The following is a 19,210-nucleotide window of genomic DNA, read 5'->3' on the forward strand; positions in this document are numbered from 1 at the left end:
TACTTTAATAAACTCATCCACGCGTTTCTATATTTTAAAACTTAAGTACAAAAAAATAAAATTGGAGCCCATGACCGGGATTGAACCGGTGACCTCCGCCTTACCAAGGCGACGCTCTGCCGACTGAGCTACGTGGGCAATCATATTTTGCATCAATTTTAAATTCTACTATAAAAGCTTTAAAATGTCAATACTTAACTATTTCTCATCTCAAGATATCTTTCAAGCTTTCTTTTTACTCTTTGGAGGGCATTATCTATCGATTTTACATGTCTTCTAAGCTCGACAGCAATCTCCTGATACGATTTACCATCAAGGTAGGATATAAGCACTTCCCACTCAAGGTCGCTTAACATCTCTCCAATTTTGTTTTCGATGTTAACGTATTCCTCTCGGTTTATTATTAACTCTTCAGGATCAGATATGCATTCACTGGACACAACGTCCATCAATGTCCTGTCTGACTCCTCCTCGAAGATCGGCTTATTTAAAGAAACGTAAGAATTAAGAGGAATATGTTTTTGCCTTGTAGCAGTTTTGATGGCTGTTATCATCTGTCTCGTTATGCATAGCTCAGCAAAAGCTTTAAACGATGACAGCTTATCGCTTTTAAAATCGCGAATAGCCTTGTATAACCCGATCATACCTTCCTGCACTATATCTTCCTTATCCGCACCGACCAAAAAGTAGGAACGAGCCTTTGCCTTGACAAAAGAATAGTACTTGTCAATGATGAATTCCAGCGCTGCTTCGTTGCCCCTCTGAGCCTCTTCTACAACATCACCTTCATCCATTGACGAAAAAACATTGTATAGATCTAATTGTGCCCCCGATTTCACAAAAATCGCCTCCGCTTATAGGCCAAGTTCACATAAATAATTATACTTTTAATAGAGATTGTAGTCAAGATTGTAATAAAAGAATATTTTTATTACTCAGCCATTTTTTTAAGCCTCTCTATAATTTCTTCTGAAAGTCTTGATTCAATGCTGTCTTTCTTGTCGTCTTTGGTATAAAACTTCTTTTTATCTTCTAAATAATTATTCAATTCTTCGTATAATTCCCTTGATGACATCCTTATGGCGCCTTGACCCAATACGACTTGCTGCAATATCCAATCAGAAGTCACCACAACTACTTTGTCTTTTTTGACTATTTCTTTTATCAATCCTTCAATGTAGCTGTCAGCAGACTCACCTTCCTTTGTATATACGACTTCAATTCCATTGTGATATTCCTTGTTTTGTTGTTTCCCTTTGGCGTACATCGCATCAAAGACGAGTATTATATTAAATCCTGTATACCCTTTAAAATTTTGAAGTATGTCTATCAACTTTTGTCTGGCGTCCTCAAGGTTATTTCTCGCCTCAAGCTTTAAATCCTGCCAATTGTTTATCACGTTATATCCATCAATCACCATATACATCAAATCACGCCTTACCCGTCCTCTGTCGTACAACCTCGTACATGAAAATAGATGCCGCTACCGATGCATTCAGCGAATTCATATTGCCCATCATTGGTATCTTTACAAGATAATCACAGTTCTTTTTAACAAGATCAGATATCCCTTCACCTTCACTGCCAATGACTATGGCTATAGGCTGATCATAATCAACATTGCTAAAATCATCTTTTGCATCCACGCTGCTGCCTACAATCCATACGCCTTGCTTCTTTAGATTATTTATTGCATTGTTTATGTTTGAAACCTTTGCAATTTTCATGTACTCAGTGGCACCTGCTGATGTCTTTACAACCGTGCTGTTTACCACAGCAGATCTTCTCTTTGGGATTACGATGCCATGTGCTGAAAAAGCTTCTGCAGTCCTTATTATGGCTCCAAAGTTGTGCGTGTCTGTTATCCCGTCCAATAACAGAATAAAAGGCTTTTCACCTTTCTCATTGGCATACTCCAGTATGTCTTCCACGTCACAATACTTATAGAGAGAGCACAATGCGACTACTCCCTGATGGTTGCCGTTTCCGGACATCTTGTCTAATGTCACATTGTCTGCAGTTGATATGATTATATTTTTATCCCTTGCAGATTTTATAATCTTAGAAATATTACCTTTGGCATTTTTTGAAACATATATTTTTTCAATCTCTCGTCCGCTATTAATAGCTTCTAACACAGGATTCCTTCCGTATATTATATTTTCATTTTCTTTCATAATTAACCCTCATTTATATTATAGTTTAATGCATAATTTAGTATTTCATCAAGCCTATCGTATCTTCCCAAAAGATACAGATAGCCAAGTAAAGCCTCAAAAGCAGTAGCCAGCCGGTATTCTTCGATACCGGCATGCTTTGGAATAGTAGCGCTTTTTACATTCCTTCCTCTTCTTATTATATCCTTTTCTTCTTCATCAAACATGTCATAGAGATTTTTCAAAATCTCAGACTGTGATGACGCTTTTACGTACTTAACACATTCTCTGTGAATTTTGTTTATAGGCCTATTTCCCTTTGCTGAAATATTCGTCCTTATAAACAAATCATAGACGCTATCGCCGATAAATGCCATAATAAGCGGCGATAAATTCATGACATCTTTTTTTGTAAAAACTTTGCCATCCTTTGTAAAAAGATTCATCAAACTCTCTTCCACCTTACTCCGTTAGGTGTATCTTCCAATACTATCCCTTGTTTTTTCAATTCATCTCTTATTCTATCAGCTTCTGCCCAGTTCTTTGCCTTCCTGGCCTCTTGACGCTTTTCTATCAGTTCTTTGATCTCATCATCCAATAGCTCTTTCTTTTTATAAGTTATGCCAAGGACAGAAGATAAATTCAAAAAAACATCTAATATATATTTTATCAATTCCTTCGGGGAATTTCCATCTATATTTGAATTAATATCTCTTACCATCTCAAAGATGACTGATATGGCATCGGCAGTGTTAAAATCGTCATCCATCGCTTCTTCAAACTTTCTTTTGTACTCTTCATATTTCTCTTTGTACGCTTTTTCTTCATCGCTTAATTGCCTGTCTTCCGCCACATCTAAAAGGTGTCTCAAGTTGTAAACAGTATTGCTTAATCTTAAATACCCGTTCTTTGCTTGTTCTATAAGGTCTTGACTATAATTGATTGGGTTTCTGTAATGAGACATCAACATGAAAAACCTCAAAACTTCAGGATCGTATTGGCTGATTACGTCTCTTACGGTGAAAAAATTGTTTTTTGACTTAGACATCTTTTCATTATTGATGTTTAAGTATCCTATGTGCATCCAATACTTTGCAAACTCTGCATCATTTGCAGCTTCACTCTGTGCAATCTCATTTTCATGATGCGGAAATATGAGATCAGGACCACCTGCATGTATATCAAGGGTTTTGCCTAAGAACTTTGTAGACATTGTTGAGCACTCAATATGCCAACCAGGTCTGCCTTTACCCCACGGGCTATCCCAATACGGTTCTCCTTCCTTCGCAGCCTTCCAAAGGACGAAGTCTGTTGGATTTTTCTTGTCTTCATTTACCTCTATTCGTGCCCCAGCCTTTAACTCATCTATATTTTTGTGTGAAAGTTTCCCATAATCCTTGAACTTCGTCGTATCGTAGTACACATTCCCATCTTTTTCATAAGCAAACCCTTTATCAATAAGCTTTTTCACAAACTCAATTATTTCTTCGATGTTTTCTGTAGCTCTTGGATGGAATGTGGCTCTTTTTATTCCTAAGCTGTCAGCATCCTTGAAATACTCCTCAATGTACCTGTCAGCTAATTCTTTTACAGTTGTGTTTTCCTCATGGGATCTTTTTATGAGTTTATCGTCTATATCTGTAAAGTTCTGCACATAGTTTACTTTATAACCCTTATATTCCAGATACCTTCTGACAGTATCAAAGACGATAAACGCTCTCGCATTGCCTATATGGATAAAATTGTACACAGTAGGTCCGCATACATACATATTTACAACATTATCCTTCAATGGCACGAATTCTTCTTTTTTTCTGGTAAGCGTATTATAAATCTTCATCTCTATCATCCTCCACATTGTTTATATATGTTTCTAACCTTTTGATTCTGGCTTTTAACCTTCTTAACTCATCTTCAATTGGATCAGGTAGCTTTCCATGCTCTAAGTCCACATTTACTTTAGATGCCGGACTTACTCTCACGTTGTCTTTTTTTACGCAATGTCCAGGAACACCAACGACAGTGCAATTTGGTGGAACGTCATGTAGCACTACAGCACCTGCACCTATTTTCGTATTATCGCCTATCTTTATAGGCCCTAAGACTTTTGCACCACTTCCAACAACTACATTATTGCCTATAGTAGGATGCCTCTTACCCTTATCCTTTCCAGTACCGCCTAATGTAACTCCTTGGTACAGCGTCACATTATCCCCTATTTCTGTCGTTTCCCCTATCACTACGCCCATTCCGTGATCTATAAAAAATCCCTTTCCTATTTTAGCACCTGGGTGTATTTCTATTCCAGTTAAAAACCTGCTAAATTGTGAAATAAGCCTTGATAACAGCAACAGCTTTTTATTGTATAAGTAGTGTGCAATTCTATGAAATATTATAGCATGGAATCCCGGATAGCATAAAACTACTTCTAACACGCTTTTTGCAGCAGGATCCCTCTCAAACACTACTTTAATGTCCTCCTTCAATGTTTTAAACATGATAACCAATCCCCTTTTCAATAAATAATTGATAAAAAAATCCCCCATCATCCAGAGACGAGGGGGGGCTCGCGGTTCCACTCTGATTGAGTAAACTCCACTTGTATTTATAACGGATACCCGTGCGACAATGCGCATTGCTCATGGGTGCACTTCACACAATATATCCAGAAGCTGCTTTCAGCCCACGACAGCTCCTCTCTTTTGGAATCTATTATGCTACTCTCCCAATCATCACATTTACGATATTGATTTTAAGGCTTTATCTATCCTTTGCAATATTTTATGTTTCCCTAAAAGAGGAATTATCATCACAAGTTCAGGTCCATGGTCTTGCCCTGTTAAAGCAAATCTTATAGGCATGAAAAACGCTTTTCCTTTGACTCCTATCTTCTTTTGCAACATCTTTAGAAGCTCTTTTATGCCTTCTTCTGTAACTTCATCCATATTCTCGATTTCCTCTTTAAACGCCGTCAGCACATTCTTAGCATCATTTGACAGCAAAGTTTCTTTTGCTTCGCTGTTGTATTCCAAATCATCGACAAAGAACATCTTTGCCTTGTCTTTCAGTTCAGCCACATAGTGCAAGCCATCTTTAAAAAGTGACACAACCTTTTTTAGCCATTCGTACGTAGCCTCATCTATATTTTCACCAATGTGCCCTGCCTCTTTAAGATGCGGCAAGCTTAAATCTACAATTCTTTCAATAGGACTCATCTGAATGTAGTGTTGATTCATCCAATTCAGCTTTTCTATGTCAAAAACAGGATTAGCACTGTGAATCTTATTGAAATTAAATTTTTTAATTATTTCATCTTTAGACATCAATTCAACATTGTCATCTGGAGACCAACTTAAAAGCGACAAAAAGTTAAACATCGCTTCAGGTAGGTACCCCATTTCCCTGTATTGTCCAATGTAAGTATTCCCATGCCTTTTGGAAAGCTTAGTCCTGTCTGGTCCTAAGATAAGAGGCGCATGAGCGAATACAGGTGGTTTAAAGCCAAGTGCCTCATAAATGAGAAGCTGTTTGGGAGTGTTGTAAATATGATCTTCACCTCTTATGACATGGGTTATTTTCATGAGAGTATCATCTACAACGACTGCAAAGTTGTAAGTCGGCATGCCATCAGATTTTACTATTATCATGTCACCACCAAGCGTGTCTGACTTAATTTCGATCTTTCCCTTTATCATATCATCAAATGATATTGTAACATCATCAGGAATTATGAATCTAATGGAAGGTTTCCTGCCTTGCCGCAAATACTCCTCTTCCTGTTCTTTAGTCAAATGCCGGCATCTTCCAGAATACCTCGGTATATCTCCTCTTTTAACAGATTCCTCTCTGTCTTTATCCAGCTCTTCAGGAGTACAGTAACATCTATAGGCTTTACCTTCTTTTATAAGCTTTTCTGCATATTCATTGTATATATGAAGCCTTTCGCTTTGCCTGTACGGTCCGTATTCACCGGGTTTGTCAGGCCCTTCATCCCATTCTATGCCAAGCCAGCTTAACTCTTTGAATATTAACTTTTCAAAATCCTTTGAAGATCTTGTCAAATCCGTATCTTCTATCCTCAATATAAGCTTAGCACCTTCGCTTCTTGAAAATAGATAATTAAATAACGCAGTGCGTATATTTCCTATGTGAATAGCACCTGTAGGGCTTGGTGCAAACCTAACTCTTTTTTCCATATAGCCATCTCCATCTTTTGTATTCATCATATACCATTATACAAATTTTATTTCATACTTACAATATGTTTTCATAAAAACGGCAATCTAATACTTAATTAAAGCAATAAAGGGATAGTCTCCTATCCCTTTAATCATTTAACCGTCATGTGATTTACTTTAACAGACGGAATGCTTGTAAGCTCTTTTGAAAATTCGTTTATATACTTCTCATCACCTCTGACATTTAACGTTATAAGCCCATTATCATCGTTGTCATCGTGTATTCCAAACCTGGCCAATATGTTTTGTCCATGCTTCGTCAATACTTCTTGCACCTTTGGTGCAAAATCCGATCTTTTATCGACAGAAATCCCCATTATGTAAATGGACATTAAACCACTCCTTTCCTACTTTATTTTTTTGTCATTCTTAAAATATTATGCAAAAAAGGAGCATTTAGCTCCTATATATTTTCACTTATTAATTCTTTAACTTTCCCTAAAACTTCATCGTATTTTAATTCTATCGGCTTTTCTTCTTTTCTTAATTTCAGCTCAACAATATTGTCTTGGGCTTTCTTTCCTACGGTTATTCTAATAGGTATACCTAACAAATCAGCGTCATTAAATTTTACGCCTGCTCTCAAATCCCTGTCGTCAATCAAAACCTCAATGCCAGCTTTAGATAATTCATCGTACAATTTCTCTGCAAGATCTCTCTGCGCATCATTTGACACATTTACAGGTACAACTATGACGTGATATGGTGCTATAGACATTGGCCAAATGATGCCTTTGTCATCGTGATTTTGCTCTATTGCAGCAGCCGCAATTCTGTTTAACCCTATGCCGTAACAGCCCATTATTATAGGCTTTTCATTGCCATTTTCATCTATATAATTTGCACCTAATGCATCAGAATATTTTGTGCCTAATTTAAAAATGTGTCCTACTTCAATTCCTCTATCCAGTTTTAAAGGATTTCCACATTTTGGGCATTTATCGCCGTCTACAACTTTTCTAACATCTGATACTACATCCGCTTTAAAGTCTCTTCCGTAATTGACATTTTTCAAATGGTAGTCTGTCTCATTAGCGCCGACGATGACATTTCTCATGGCAGGTATCTCCGCATCTGCTATAATCATTACATCCCCTTTAAGTCCAATAGGACCAGCAAATCCTACATTGGCAGATGTGACTTTCTTTACAGTTTCTTCATCAGCCAATTCAACATCATTTTCGCTTACATTCAAAAGATTCGCCAGTTTTACAAGGTTTACTTCCCTGTCGCCTCTTATAAGAACTGCAGCTACCTTATCCTTGTACTTGTATATCAACGTCTTTACAAATCTTTCTGCTTCAACATCCAAATGCGACACAAGTTCATCGATCGTCTTTACATCAGGCGTATAAATTCTTTCTAATGTCCTCATCTCTTCATCACTTACATGCTGAATAGTACATTCTGCCTTTTCTTCATTGGCAGCATAGCCGCAGTTGTCGCAATAGACAATTACTGCTTCTCCAACATTAGATGTCACCATAAATTCTTTAGAATCCTTTCCACCCATAGCACCTGTATCAGCTTCAACGACAGTGTACTTTAAGCCGCACCTGTCAAATATCCTGCAGTAAGCATCGTACATCTTATCAAAAGACACATCCAGTCCATCCCAATCGACATCAAAGCTGTAAGCATCTTTCATTATAAATTCGCGAGACCTCATGACACCAAATCTGGGCCGCCTCTCATCTCTATACTTCGTCTGAATCTGATATATTGTCAATGGAAGCTGCCTATATGACTTTACATCATTTCTTATAAGGTCTGTAAAAACTTCTTCATGGGTAGGACCTAAGCAAAATTCCCTGTCATTTCTGTCTTTTAGCTTAAACATTTCAGGTCCAAAAACATCCCATCTGCCGGATTCTTTTAAAAGTTCCGCAGGTATTATGGCGGACATAAGCACCTCCTGTGCCCCTGCTCTGTCCATCTCTTCTCTCACAATTTCTTCAATCTTCTTAAGGACCCTTTTGCCAAGCGGCAAATAAATGTACACACCTGATGCAAGTTTTCTCATCATGGCGGCTTTTAACATGAGAATATGGCTTGGTATCTCAGCTTCCGCTGGTACCTCTCTCATCGTTGGTATAAACAATTGTGATAATCTCATCGTCTACCTCCTAATATTTATCATGTTTGTATTTTATTTAATTTAATTTTAACTGTCAATACATTTTTCAGAAAGACTTGCTATCGCGTACGCAGCAATTCCTTCTTTTCTACCTGTGAATCCAAGACCTTCTTCGGTCTTTGCTTTAATGTTAACTCTGTCAATCCCAATATTTAAAACTTTCGACAGATTTTTGGATATAGCATCTTTATACGGTGCCAATTTCGGTTCCTGAGCTACAATGATGCAGTCAATATTGTTTAAAGAGTATTTATCTTTTATCAAATCTAACGTCTTCTTAAGGAGCACAGTGCTGTCTATATCCTTATAGATCCATTCGGAGTCAGGGAAATGAGTTCCTATATCGCCTAACCCTGCAGCACCGAGAATTGCATCAATGACAGCATGTATAAGGACATCGGCATCTGAATGACCTAAAAGCCCCTTAACGTACGGAATCTGTACACCGCCCAATATCAATTTTCTTCCCGCCTCTAATCTGTGTACGTCATATCCAATACCGACTCTCATAAAAACACTCCTATCCCTTAAACTCGAAATTTCCATTTCTATCCACAAAAAGACGAGTTTCAGACTTCCTAAATCTGTCTTTTTGCTTTATTGTTTTAACAGCAAAACCTTTATTTGTATGAATCATGATAGACCTTGCTGCAAAGTCTGGTGAAGAAAAGTGGTATTCCCCTTCTTCATTAATAGCCATGTACCAATTTACTTTTCCAAAGACATTGTACTTTTTAAGTTTTTGCCCTCTGTCAAGCACAAGGACTTTACTATCTGTCAATATATTTACAAAAGACAATATCTTTTCCAAAACGCTTGCCTTAGGTGCTTCTTCTACGCCCAATATTTCTTTTAGATGCGGAATAGAAGCATTTAATATTCCTCCATGGCCTGCATTCAAGACATATTTATTTCCCTCAACTCCTAAAGCACTTTTAATCAATACGGTTCCATCCCCTTTATCATCTCTCACAACACCAACAGCCCGACCGTCAGGCCACAATACGCTATCGTCACTATCAGCAACTTGAATGAATTTATTCGTGTATATACCATTTCCCGAAAAAACATAAACTTCATCGGCTCTTTCATAAAATTTATCAATTGAGCTGTTTAATTCATTTAAAAATCTATTCTGTTCCTTCATGTAAAGTATATTTTTAAACACGATCTTGTTGTTTTTAATCGGGTATTTAAAAACGTAGTTTCCATATTCAACACTTGGCATGAGAGATTTTATAGATGGAATATATCTTCTTATTATCATAAGCTCATCTTTCTCCCCTTTTATTTTACCTATAGCCCAGATAAATCCCCTTAAAAGTATATTTAAAAAATCCTCGTCGTTGTCAGGAGGAACTGCACCGCCTTCCCACGCATAATATGCATTAGCAGCTCCATAATGAGGAGAAGATAAAAAAACCACTTTGCCTACATCATTTCTGTAAAAATCTCCTTGCACATAGCTTCTAAGAAGTAAACCACCCATGCTGTGGCATACAACGTCGACTTTATCGCAATTATTTTTTATTTTTGCCTCATTTATCTTAGACATAAGTGTGTTTACACACTCAGGTATATCCTTCCACCATTCATAATAGCAAATAAAAAGATTTTTGCCCTCCGTATATCCCAATGATTTCAAATTTTCAACGAAAGAATCGTATATATAACCTGCAGGTCCAAACCCCCATGCTTTGCCAACAAGCGTAGGAACATACATGGAGCCAAATATTCCGTGAATAAATACAAGAGGCCTTCTCATCACAATCACCTCATATAATTTAGGCATCTCTCCTGCTATAATTATATGAGGTTAAAATAATAATGTTATTGATATATTGTTTTTAAGAAAGCCTCAGATATTATCAAATCCTCAGGAGTAGTAATCTTTATATTCCTGTAGCTACCTTCCACAAGTTTTACTTTATGTCCAAGCCTTTCTACAAGGACAGTATCATCTGTACCTAAAAAACCATCTTCCATTGCTTTTAAATGTGCTTCGTATATAAGCCTGTATTCAAAAATTTGTGGCGTTTGGATGGCCATAAGATTTGTCCTATCAGGGGTATCTACTACAAAATTGTCATCGTCAACTACCTTTATAGTATCTTTCACTGGAACAGCAATACCTACAGCACTGTGATGTTTAGACTCTTCTATGCCCTTTTTTAGTGTGGCCTCGTCGATAAAAGGTCTTGCTCCATCATGTATCATCACTATGTCGCATCTGCTATTCACAGCCTTTAACCCATTGAAAACAGATTCCTGTCTCTCCATCCCACCGGCAACTATCTGCTTTACCTTTTTAAAATTATATTTATCGATTATTTCCCGTCTGCAGTAATCTATGTCTTCGTTAGACACCACTAAAATTATCTCATTAAGTTCCGATAATTTTTCAAAGACATTTAGAGTATAGTATAGAACAGGCTTTCCGTTTAATTTCAAAAAAACCTTGTTTAATTTTGTTCCCATTCTTCTGCCTTTACCAGCAGCAACGACTATTGCACTAATAAACATAATGCACCCTCTACAAAAAATATACTGGTAAAATTATATCATATTCACCATCTTTCCGCCATCGACAAAATAAAAAAGGCATCTTCCAAAAGAAAATGCCGTGAACCTACTCCATCCTATAGAGGGTGGAGCTTCCTACTTCATAGACCGTTGCCTACTGCTATTCACAGCAGGTCTTACACAATCTCCATAGGCGTAACTTCGGGAGGAACCTTCCCTACGAAAAATGTTGTTGCGTTTTTATACAGCTATTCTTAATTGTCTTAATCCTTCATACAGCACATTTATCGCTGCATTTATATCTCTATCTATCTCTAATCCGCACTCGCATTTGTGTATTCTTACTGATAAGTCTTTTTCTACTATTTTCCCGCATCTTGAACATCTTTGTGATGTATATGCTGGATCTACTTTTACGAAGATTTTTCCTTCTTTTTCTGCTTTATACTGGAGATATTTGTCTAACATTCCCCATCCTGCATTTGCTATCGATTTTGCAAGTTTATGATTTTTCATCATATTTTTTACTTGCAAATCTTCAACGCATATGATGTCATTATGTTTTACTATGTTATAGCTTATCTTATGTAGATAGTCCCTTCTTTGATTCGCTACTTTTTCATGAAGTTTCGCTAATTTTTTCTTTTGCTTTTCTCTGTTTTTGCTTCCTTTCTTTTTTCTTGAAAGTTGTCTTTGCAGTCTTTTTAGTTTCTTCTCTGATTTTTGTAGCCATCTAGGATTTGAGTATAATTCTCCATCTGATGTCGCAGCTATTGAGTTTATTCCTTTGTCTACTCCTATTGCTTTTTCTTTTATGACTGTTTTATCTTTTTCTTCTTCTACTTCAACTGATAGATTTATATACCACTTTCCTGCATGGTATTTTATGTTTATTGTTTTGACTTTTGTTGGATCAAAGTTTCTATGTGCTTTGATTTTTATATGCCCTATATTTTTTATGTATACATATCCTTCTTTCCCAAAGTTTCTTTTTGTTTCACATTGTGGAAGTGTTATTGATGTGTAGTGATATTTATCTTTGAATTTAGGATATTTGGCTCTTTTGTCAAAGAAGTTTTTATATGCTCTATCTAATCTTCTCAACACATCCTGTAATATTTGCGACTGTACTAATTTGTATTCTGTATGTTCTTTTTTATATTTTGGAAGCATGTTCTGCTGTTCTTTATATGTAAGTCCTTTGCCATATTGTTTGTAATGTTTTATTCTTTGATCCAGTGAATAGTTGTATAATTTGCGGCACAAATACAATGTATAAAAAAGCTTTTCTTCCTGTTCTTTTGTTGGTTCTATGAGAAAATGCTGACATATCATCATCTTTTCTCACCTTGGCTTTCTACAATAAAATTTTCTGTATCTATTATGGCATATTATTCTATGGAAAACAATAAAAATACATCTCCCACCTATAGAGGATGGGAGACTTCTTTCAAGCCTTCGTTAAAATATCACATAGCTTTTTCTTGATCTGTTTGCTTCGGTTTGGCAAATATCATTCTACCTGCTGCAGTCTGTAAAACGCTTGTTACAAGGACATCCAATGTATCGCCTATATGTTTTTTGCCACCGTCTACCACGATCATAGTGCCATCGTCAAGATAGGCTATGCCTTGACCAGATTCCTTCCCATCCTTTATGACCTGAACGACCATCTCTTCTCCAGGAAGCACCACAGGCTTTACCGCATTTGAAAGTTCATTTATATTAAGGACGGGTACACCTTGAAATTCAGCTACTTTATTCAAATTATAATCATTTGTTATGACTTTCCCATTCATCATCTTAGCAAGCCTTAAAAGTTTCGTGTCTACTTCGGATGCGTCCACATCCTTATCTACAATCTGCACCTTCATATCCAATTCCTTCTGTATCTTATTTAAAACATCAAGGCCTCTTCTGCCTCTATTCCTCTTTAATGAATCAGATGAATCAGCTATATGCCTCAATTCCTCCAGCACAAAATTAGGTATGATGAGTGGTCCTTCTACAAACCCCGTTTTACATATATCAAAAATCCTGCCATCTATTATGACACTGGTATCGAGAATTTTTGGTATCTCGCTTATCTCTACTTTTTGAGATTTTTGCTGTCCCATCTTTTTCACTATCGCAAACAAATTCATAAATTCATCTTTTTTCTTCAATGATATGCTTATTCCAAGATAACCGAAAAACACACTGATTATTATAGGAATAACCTTTCCTACAAATGGAAGCTGATAAATAGGAGCGCTAATAAGGTTTGCCAAAATCAATCCAATGATTAATCCAAAAGCGCCAACTAAGATATCGTATATCGGTGATTTTTGAAGTGCTGTCTCAAGCCAACCTTCGAAATCTTTTCCCCATTTAATAAGTTTAGGAGAAAAAATAAAAAATATGATTCCGCCTATCAAAGCCCCAACAGCGTATACAATGATTGATGTAATACTTGTCAATGTCAAATCCATCAGTTTTTGCAGCTTCAATACGGCCAAAGACAGGTAAGCCGCTTCAAATCCCACTCCTAAGCCAACTATCGAAATAATTCCTCTTACAATTTTGTATAACATATATTCACCTCCACTTCTATTATTATCAAAAATGTCACTAATTATAAGTCAATGGGGAAATTTTATAAAGGCACATAACAAATTTTACATGTATAGGGCTTCTTTAATAAAAGTATACTACTTATAGATAAACATTGTCAATTTACAAAAAATTTAGTCATGCTATAAATGTTATTTCGTGTAAATATTGACAACACAACATTTACAAGTATATAATTGATTTAAGATTTAAAGAAACGGGAGTGGGCATAACCATGAAGGATATAATAGTCGATGATCTACAAAACACAGTAGAAGAATACTTAATACGTCACAAAAGCATTCTCGATATTTTGACAAAAATTCAAGAAAGCAGTGCCAGAGTCAACAGAGCAGTAGCAAAATCTGTTACAGAGTGCGGTTGTCTAAAAATCAATGCACAAAAGCAAGAAATCCCTGAAGATGCCATGATAGAAGACGCACATAAGTACATCAAAACACATGTGGATGGTCAGTTGTGCGATAACTGCCGTGAAGTTTTAGAAACCGAAATCGGCAACAACATATTCTATATAATAGCGCTTTGCAACACTTTGGGATTAAACTTCTATGATATTTTGCTTAAAAAGGATAAAGAGCTTAATACGCTGGGAGTTTTCAATATGCTGTGATTTTAGTGGGGATAGACCCACTTTTTATTTTGCAATTACATCTGTAAGTTCTACGATGTTTTTAATCTTTTTTACGTTCATATCGTAATTATTTTCTACCTTCATCTGTGGCACTACTATTGTTTTAAACCCCATCTTTCTGGCTTCACTTATCCTTCTCTCTAAATTGCTTACAGGTCTTACTTCGCCTATCAATCCAACCTCACCAGAAAAACAGATGTCATTAGAGATGGGAATATTTAAATACCCTGATATTAAAGCTGCAACTATTCCTAAATCAGCCGCAGGCTCTTGTACTTTCAATCCACCAGCTATATTTAAGTATACGTCTGATTGTGAAAGATTTATCCCACATTTCTTTTCCAATACAGCCAATAAAAGGACAAATTTGTTGTAATCTATGCCTGTTGACATCCTCCTTGGCAATCCAAAATTAGTATGGCAAATAAGCGATTGAACCTCTAATAAAATTGGCCTCGTGCCCTCCATAGAGCTTATTACAGCAAGACCCGGTGCATTCAAATCTCTCCCAGATAAAAGCACTTCAGAAGGATTCTTTACCTCTTTTAAACCTTCTGATTCCATTTCAAATACCCCTATTTCATTTGTAGAGCCAAATCTGTTTTTGTAAGCTCTTAATATCCTAAATGACTGCGTCCTATCACCTTCAAAGTACAATACAGTATCCACCATATGCTCCAACACTCTTGGGCCTGCTATAGAGCCTTCCTTAGTTACATGACCTATTATGAATACAGTAATCCCGTTTTGTTTCGATAGCCTTAAAAGATGCTGCGTAACTTGCCTTACTTGCGACACACTGCCTGGTATAGTTGTGCTTTCATCTGCGTACATAGTCTGGATTGAATCAACTATAATAAAACCAGGCGATATCTTCTCTACGTGTCTTTCCACATTGTTTATGTTAGTTTCGGCCAAGAAGTATATCTCCTGCTTGCCTTTTATGATTCTGTCTGCTCTCATTTTTATCTGGCTTGATGATTCTTCTCCTGAAATGTACAAAACCTTTGTGAAATTAGACATCACGTCCGATATCTGCAAAAGCATAGTTGACTTGCCGATGCCGGGTTCTCCCCCAATTAAAACAAGAGAACCTTTTACAACACCACCGCCTAATACCCTGTCAAATTCACTAATTCCTGTTTTTATACGGTCTTCATCCTTTGCCTCTATATCTTTTAAAAGCTCAACTTTTGATGTAAGTACGCTTTCTCGCGACTTTTTGTCGCTGTCTTCAACTACCTCTTCAACAAACGAATTCCATTCATCGCAATTAGGACACTTTCCCATCCACTTTGTGCTTTCAAATCCGCACTGTTGGCAGACAAATTTAGTCTTATCTTTTTTCACATTTCCACCGACTTTCCATGTATATCTATCACTAAAATTATATCACATTGAAATATAAAAATTGGATACCCTCACTTAAGAGAGTATCCAAGTATGCTTAAACTTTCGTAAAATCAAATTTACCGTCTTTTAATTTAACTAAAACTTTATCGCCAGATTTTATCTCGCCTTTCAGCATAAGCTCAGAAAGCTCACTTTCAACAACTTTCTGTATGGCCCTTCTCAATGGCCTTGCGCCGTAAGTCACATCATAGCCTTCTTTAAGAAGTTCTTCTTTTGCATCATCTGTAAATTCAAGGCTTATGTTGTTATCTTTAAGCCTCTTATTCAAATCAGCGATCATCAAATCGGTAATCTTCCTTATGTCATCCTGCGTCAGTTGACGGAATACGATGATATCATCAATCCTGTTTAAAAATTCAGGCCTAAATGATTTTTTAAGTTCCTCTAAGATGTTTTCCTTCATCTTTTCGTACGATTCTTTTTCTGCGTTGCTTTCAGGCATAAAACCTAAAGTAGTCTGCTTCTTAATAAGCTGTGCTCCAACGTTGGAAGTCATTATTATGAGTGTATTTTTGAAATCTACCGTTCTGCCTTTTGAATCTGTCAGCCTTCCATCGTCTAATATTTGCAACAGTATATTAAACACATCTGGATGAGCTTTTTCAATTTCGTCAAATAAGATGACCGAATACGGCTTTCTTCTTATTTTTTCTGTAAGCTCTCCGCCTTCTTCATATCCAACATATCCTGGAGGAGAGCCGATAAGCCTTGATACAGAGAATTTTTCCATATACTCAGACATATCTATTCTGACTATCGCTGATTCGTCTCCAAACATGGCTTCTGCTAGCGCTTTGCTAAGCTCTGTCTTACCGACACCTGTTGGCCCTAAGAATATAAATGATCCAATAGGTCTTTTCGGATCTTTAAGTCCAACTCTTGCCCTTCTTATGGCTCTTGCCACTGCATCCACTGCTTCATCCTGACCTATTACACGCTTGTGCAGTATATCTTCCAAATGCAAAAGCCTTTCAGATTCTTCTTGTGCAAGCTTCTGTGTTGGAATGCCAGTCCAAAGGGATACAATTTGCGAAATTTCTTCAGCACCAACGCTTTTTTCTTTAACTAATGAATTCTGCTGCCATTTTGATTTTAAGTTTTCCAGTTGCTCTTTAACTTTTTGCTCTTCATCTCTTATCTTAGCAGCTTTTTCGTACTCCTGAGTCCTTATAGCCTCTTCTTTATCTTTATTAAGCATATTTAATTTATCTTCCAATTCTTTTATCTCTGGCGGCGCTGTAACTGTCTTAAGTCTGACTCGCGACGCAGCTTCATCTATAAGGTCTATAGCCTTATCAGGAAGGAATCTATCTGTTATATACCTGTGGGAAAGTTTTGCTGCTGCTTCAATCGCTTCATCGGTAATCTTTATCCTGTGATGTGCTTCATACTTGTCCCTTAGTCCTTTTAATATTTCTATCGTTTCTTCAACAGACGGCTCCTCAACCATTATAGGTTGAAATCTCCTTTCGAGAGCAGGATCTTTTTCAATGTACTTCCTGTATTCATCGATTGTAGTAGCACCAATGACTTGTATCTCTCCTCTCGCAAGGGCTGGCTTTAAGATATTAGATGCATCTATTGCACCTTCTGCCGCACCAGCACCTATTATAGTGTGAAGCTCATCTATAAAAAGTATGACATTTCCTGCCTTGATGACCTCATTCAATACATTTTTCAGCCTATCCTCAAATTCTCCTCTGTACTTCGTGCCTGCAACCATTGAAGCCATATCTAATGTTACAACCCGTTTACCCTTTAAAATCTCCGGTATAGTACCACTTTCGATGGCCTCTGCCAATCCTTCGGCGATTGCAGTTTTACCTACTCCAGGTTCGCCAATAAGGCATGGATTGTTTTTAGTCCTTCTGCTTAAAATCTGTATTACTCTTTCTATCTCCTTTTCACGTCCAATGACAGGATCCAACTTTCCTTCCCTTGCAAGCTCTGTAAGATCTCTTCCAAACTGGTTCAAGTTAGGTGTATTTGTATTCTTAGCTCTTTGCGCTTTATTTGTAGTGCCAGAAGGTTCTTCGCTTACCATCTTTACTATTTCTTCTCTGACTCTGTTGAAGTCTACACCTAACTCCATCAAAATCCTTACTGCTACGCCTTCACCTTCTCTAATAAGGCCCAATAAGATGTGCTCTGTTCCGATGTAATTTGTATTAAACCTTCTGGCCTCAGCAAAGCTAAGCTCCAAAACCCTCTTTGCTCTTGGCGTATATCCTACCACATCGCCAGGCACATTTCCCATTCCAATAAGTGATTCTACCTTTGCTCTTATATCTTCGTAAGTGACACCAAGGCTTTTTAAAACCCGGGATGCTATGCCGTCTTCTTCTTTAATAAGTCCTAAAAGGATATGCTCCGTTCCCACGTAATTGTGGTATAGTGAACGAGCTTCCTCCTGTGCTTGATAAAGCACTTTTTGTGCTTTTTCCGAAAATCTACCAAACATTGCCATAAAAACACCTCCTAAATTTTTATCCTTTAATCAATTTTGATACATACTCAGCTCTCTTAATATCTCTTTCATATGGCTCTAATTGTTTCCCTATTATTTTTTGTAGGTTTCCAGGCTGAATATGTGTTGTTATCTCATCTATCTTTTGAATGTCCAAATTTACAATGTTTAAAACAGCACCTAATCTAACGTCTGAAATAAGTTTCATGAATTCTTGAGTAGACATCACCTTTGCATTTGTCAAAAGACCGTATGATCTGCCTATTCTGTCTTCTATCTGCACTTTTCTCTTCTTGTAAAGATCCTCTCTTGATTTTCTCTCATTGGATATAATCTGTTTTACAATGCCTTCAAGGTTTTCTATTATGTCTACTTCGCTTTGGCCTAATGTGACTTGATTTGATATCTGGTAAATATCGCCTAATGATTGAGTACCCTCACCATACATACCTCTTACTGCTATTCCAATTTTAGATACAGAATTTAGAACATTGCCTATCTGTCCAGTTATAGTAAGAGCCGGCAGATGAACCATCACAGACGCTCTTATACCTGTTCCTACATTCGTAGGACATGCTGTAAGGTAACCTAACTTTTCGTCAAAAGCATAGCTTATGTTTTCCTCAATCAAATCATCAATCTTGTCTGCCAGATCCCAAGCTTCTTTTAAATTAAGCCCATTAAATATAGTCTGAATCCTTAAGTGATCCTCCTCGTTTATAAGTATGCTTACAGTTCCGTCGTTTTTTATAAGGGCACTGCCGTTTTTAGTGTTTTGTGCAAGATCAGGGCTTATCAAATGCCTTTCAACAAGAGATTGCCTCTCAAGAGGAGTTATTTTTTTCATGTCGTACTCTGAAAACTGCGTTGAAAGTATTGTTTTACTGTCAAATATGGCCTTTTTTACCGATTCTTTGACTTTTTCTGCCTCACTTTCCGTCATGACAGGCGGAAATGGAATATTGCTTAAATTTCTGGCAAGTCTAATTCTGCTGGAAATCACAACATCATTGTCATGGTCAAACATCAGCA

At 36.9% G+C, this 19,210-nt stretch carries 18 protein-coding genes, 1 tRNA gene and 1 other annotated feature; of the genes, 1 reads left to right on the top strand and 18 read right to left on the bottom strand.

The features are described from left to right. Window positions 1–62 precede the first annotated feature (62 nt). From BVF91_RS06855 to BVF91_RS06925, 15 genes are all read right to left on the bottom strand, one after another. Window positions 63–138, bottom strand: a tRNA-Thr gene (locus BVF91_RS06855). Between the two features lie 56 nt (window positions 139–194). Next, entirely contained in the window at window positions 195–839 is a 645-nt protein-coding gene (gene sigH, locus BVF91_RS06860) for an RNA polymerase sporulation sigma factor SigH (RefSeq protein WP_085112713.1), read from the bottom strand. 92 nt (window positions 840–931) lie between these two features. Beyond that, complete coding sequence (locus BVF91_RS06865) at window positions 932–1,426, bottom strand: NYN domain-containing protein (RefSeq protein WP_085112714.1); 495 nt, start codon at window positions 1,424–1,426, stop codon at window positions 932–934. Window positions 1,427–1,430: 4 nt separating this feature from the next. Continuing rightward, window positions 1,431–2,177 (bottom strand): 23S rRNA (guanosine(2251)-2'-O)-methyltransferase RlmB, encoded by a 747-nt coding sequence (rlmB, locus tag BVF91_RS06870; protein ID WP_085112715.1) that lies wholly within the window; start codon window positions 2,175–2,177, stop codon window positions 1,431–1,433. A 2-nt stretch (window positions 2,178–2,179) separates the two neighbouring features. Then, the gene (locus BVF91_RS06875) at window positions 2,180–2,602 is read right to left on the bottom strand and encodes a Mini-ribonuclease 3 (RefSeq protein WP_085112821.1); all 423 of its coding nucleotides are present in this window, start codon (window positions 2,600–2,602) and stop codon (window positions 2,180–2,182) included. Continuing rightward, window positions 2,602–3,996 (bottom strand): cysteine--tRNA ligase, encoded by a 1,395-nt coding sequence (gene cysS, locus BVF91_RS06880; RefSeq protein WP_085112716.1) that lies wholly within the window; start codon window positions 3,994–3,996, stop codon window positions 2,602–2,604. The genes BVF91_RS06875 and cysS overlap by 1 nt, the downstream gene beginning before the upstream one ends. Next, entirely contained in the window at window positions 3,983–4,654 is a 672-nt protein-coding gene (gene epsC / locus BVF91_RS06885) for a serine O-acetyltransferase EpsC (RefSeq protein WP_085112717.1), read from the bottom strand. The genes cysS and epsC overlap by 14 nt, the downstream gene beginning before the upstream one ends. Before the next feature lie 50 nt (window positions 4,655–4,704). Continuing rightward, window positions 4,705–4,898 (bottom strand) — a binding site (T-box leader). Next, window positions 4,895–6,352: a glutamate--tRNA ligase gene (gene gltX, locus BVF91_RS06890; RefSeq protein ID WP_085112718.1), complete on the bottom strand. Its 1,458-nt coding sequence runs from the start codon at window positions 6,350–6,352 to the stop codon at window positions 4,895–4,897. Its footprint overlaps the feature before it by 4 nt. Before the next feature lie 134 nt (window positions 6,353–6,486). Beyond that, window positions 6,487–6,726 (bottom strand): hypothetical protein, encoded by a 240-nt coding sequence (locus BVF91_RS06895; RefSeq protein ID WP_085112719.1) that lies wholly within the window; start codon window positions 6,724–6,726, stop codon window positions 6,487–6,489. A 71-nt stretch (window positions 6,727–6,797) separates the two neighbouring features. Continuing rightward, window positions 6,798–8,510, bottom strand: a complete 1,713-nt coding sequence (locus BVF91_RS06900) for a proline--tRNA ligase (RefSeq protein ID WP_085112720.1) — start codon at window positions 8,508–8,510, stop codon at window positions 6,798–6,800. A 48-nt stretch (window positions 8,511–8,558) separates the two neighbouring features. Further along, the gene (gene ispF, locus BVF91_RS06905; RefSeq protein ID WP_085112721.1) at window positions 8,559–9,041 is read right to left on the bottom strand and encodes a 2-C-methyl-D-erythritol 2,4-cyclodiphosphate synthase; all 483 of its coding nucleotides are present in this window, start codon (window positions 9,039–9,041) and stop codon (window positions 8,559–8,561) included. 10 nt (window positions 9,042–9,051) lie between these two features. After that, window positions 9,052–10,296, bottom strand: a complete 1,245-nt coding sequence (locus BVF91_RS06910) for a lipase family alpha/beta hydrolase (protein WP_206199032.1) — start codon at window positions 10,294–10,296, stop codon at window positions 9,052–9,054. A 65-nt stretch (window positions 10,297–10,361) separates the two neighbouring features. Further along, window positions 10,362–11,054 carry a 2-C-methyl-D-erythritol 4-phosphate cytidylyltransferase gene (gene ispD / locus BVF91_RS06915; RefSeq protein ID WP_085112723.1) on the bottom strand — a complete coding sequence of 231 codons (693 nt, stop codon included), beginning with the start codon at window positions 11,052–11,054 and terminating at the stop codon, window positions 10,362–10,364. A gap of 240 nt (window positions 11,055–11,294) precedes the next feature. Beyond that, entirely contained in the window at window positions 11,295–12,392 is a 1,098-nt protein-coding gene (locus BVF91_RS06920; RefSeq protein ID WP_085112724.1) for an RNA-guided endonuclease InsQ/TnpB family protein, read from the bottom strand. 131 nt (window positions 12,393–12,523) lie between these two features. Then, window positions 12,524–13,627, bottom strand: coding sequence for a PIN/TRAM domain-containing protein (locus BVF91_RS06925; protein WP_013787121.1), 1,104 nt, complete (start codon window positions 13,625–13,627; stop codon window positions 12,524–12,526). Window positions 13,628–13,881: 254 nt separating this feature from the next. Between BVF91_RS06925 and BVF91_RS06930 the strand changes: the two genes are divergently transcribed. Continuing rightward, window positions 13,882–14,277 carry a nucleoside triphosphate pyrophosphohydrolase family protein gene (locus tag BVF91_RS06930; protein ID WP_013787120.1) on the top strand — a complete coding sequence of 132 codons (396 nt, stop codon included), beginning with the start codon at window positions 13,882–13,884 and terminating at the stop codon, window positions 14,275–14,277. A 24-nt stretch (window positions 14,278–14,301) separates the two neighbouring features. Here BVF91_RS06930 and radA read toward each other — a convergent pair whose 3' ends face one another. From radA to BVF91_RS06945, 3 genes are all read right to left on the bottom strand, one after another. Beyond that, a complete protein-coding gene (gene radA, locus BVF91_RS06935) occupies window positions 14,302–15,648 on the bottom strand; it encodes a DNA repair protein RadA (protein WP_085112725.1) in 1,347 nt (448 codons plus the stop codon). Between the two features lie 97 nt (window positions 15,649–15,745). After that, a complete protein-coding gene (locus BVF91_RS06940; protein WP_085112726.1) occupies window positions 15,746–18,178 on the bottom strand; it encodes an ATP-dependent Clp protease ATP-binding subunit in 2,433 nt (810 codons plus the stop codon). A 19-nt stretch (window positions 18,179–18,197) separates the two neighbouring features. Further along, on the bottom strand, window positions 18,198–19,205 hold the full coding sequence (locus BVF91_RS06945; protein ID WP_085112727.1) for a protein arginine kinase: 1,008 nt from the start codon (window positions 19,203–19,205) through the stop codon (window positions 18,198–18,200). Window positions 19,206–19,210: the final 5 nt, after the last annotated feature.

The organism is Thermoanaerobacterium sp. PSU-2, from assembly GCF_002102475.1.
Lineage (GTDB): Bacteria > Bacillota > Thermoanaerobacteria > Thermoanaerobacterales > Thermoanaerobacteraceae > Thermoanaerobacterium.

Bases quoted from the DNA above. Each gene is read 5' to 3' on its own strand.
- BVF91_RS06865 (WP_085112714.1), bottom strand. From the start codon at position 1,426: ATGTATATGGTGATTGATGGATATAACGTGATAAACAATTGGCAGGAT.
- rlmB (WP_085112715.1), bottom strand. From the start codon at position 2,177: ATGAAAGAAAATGAAAATATAATATACGGAAGGAATCCTGTGTTAGAA.
- BVF91_RS06875 (WP_085112821.1), bottom strand. From the start codon at position 2,602: ATGAATCTTTTTACAAAGGATGGCAAAGTTTTTACAAAAAAAGATGTC.
- cysS (WP_085112716.1), bottom strand. From the start codon at position 3,996: ATGAAGATTTATAATACGCTTACCAGAAAAAAAGAAGAATTCGTGCCA.
- epsC (WP_085112717.1), bottom strand. From the start codon at position 4,654: ATGTTTAAAACATTGAAGGAGGACATTAAAGTAGTGTTTGAGAGGGAT.
- gltX (WP_085112718.1), bottom strand. From the start codon at position 6,352: ATGGAAAAAAGAGTTAGGTTTGCACCAAGCCCTACAGGTGCTATTCAC.
- BVF91_RS06895 (WP_085112719.1), bottom strand. From the start codon at position 6,726: ATGTCCATTTACATAATGGGGATTTCTGTCGATAAAAGATCGGATTTT.
- BVF91_RS06900 (WP_085112720.1), bottom strand. From the start codon at position 8,510: ATGAGATTATCACAATTGTTTATACCAACGATGAGAGAGGTACCAGCG.
- ispF (WP_085112721.1), bottom strand. From the start codon at position 9,041: ATGAGAGTCGGTATTGGATATGACGTACACAGATTAGAGGCGGGAAGA.
- BVF91_RS06910 (WP_206199032.1), bottom strand. From the start codon at position 10,296: ATGAGAAGGCCTCTTGTATTTATTCACGGAATATTTGGCTCCATGTAT.
- ispD (WP_085112723.1), bottom strand. From the start codon at position 11,054: ATGTTTATTAGTGCAATAGTCGTTGCTGCTGGTAAAGGCAGAAGAATG.
- BVF91_RS06920 (WP_085112724.1), bottom strand. From the start codon at position 12,392: ATGATGATATGTCAGCATTTTCTCATAGAACCAACAAAAGAACAGGAA.
- BVF91_RS06925 (WP_013787121.1), bottom strand. From the start codon at position 13,627: ATGTTATACAAAATTGTAAGAGGAATTATTTCGATAGTTGGCTTAGGA.
- BVF91_RS06930 (WP_013787120.1), top strand. From the start codon at position 13,882: ATGAAGGATATAATAGTCGATGATCTACAAAACACAGTAGAAGAATAC.
- BVF91_RS06940 (WP_085112726.1), bottom strand. From the start codon at position 18,178: ATGGCAATGTTTGGTAGATTTTCGGAAAAAGCACAAAAAGTGCTTTAT.
- BVF91_RS06945 (WP_085112727.1), bottom strand. From the start codon at position 19,205: ATGTTTGACCATGACAATGATGTTGTGATTTCCAGCAGAATTAGACTT.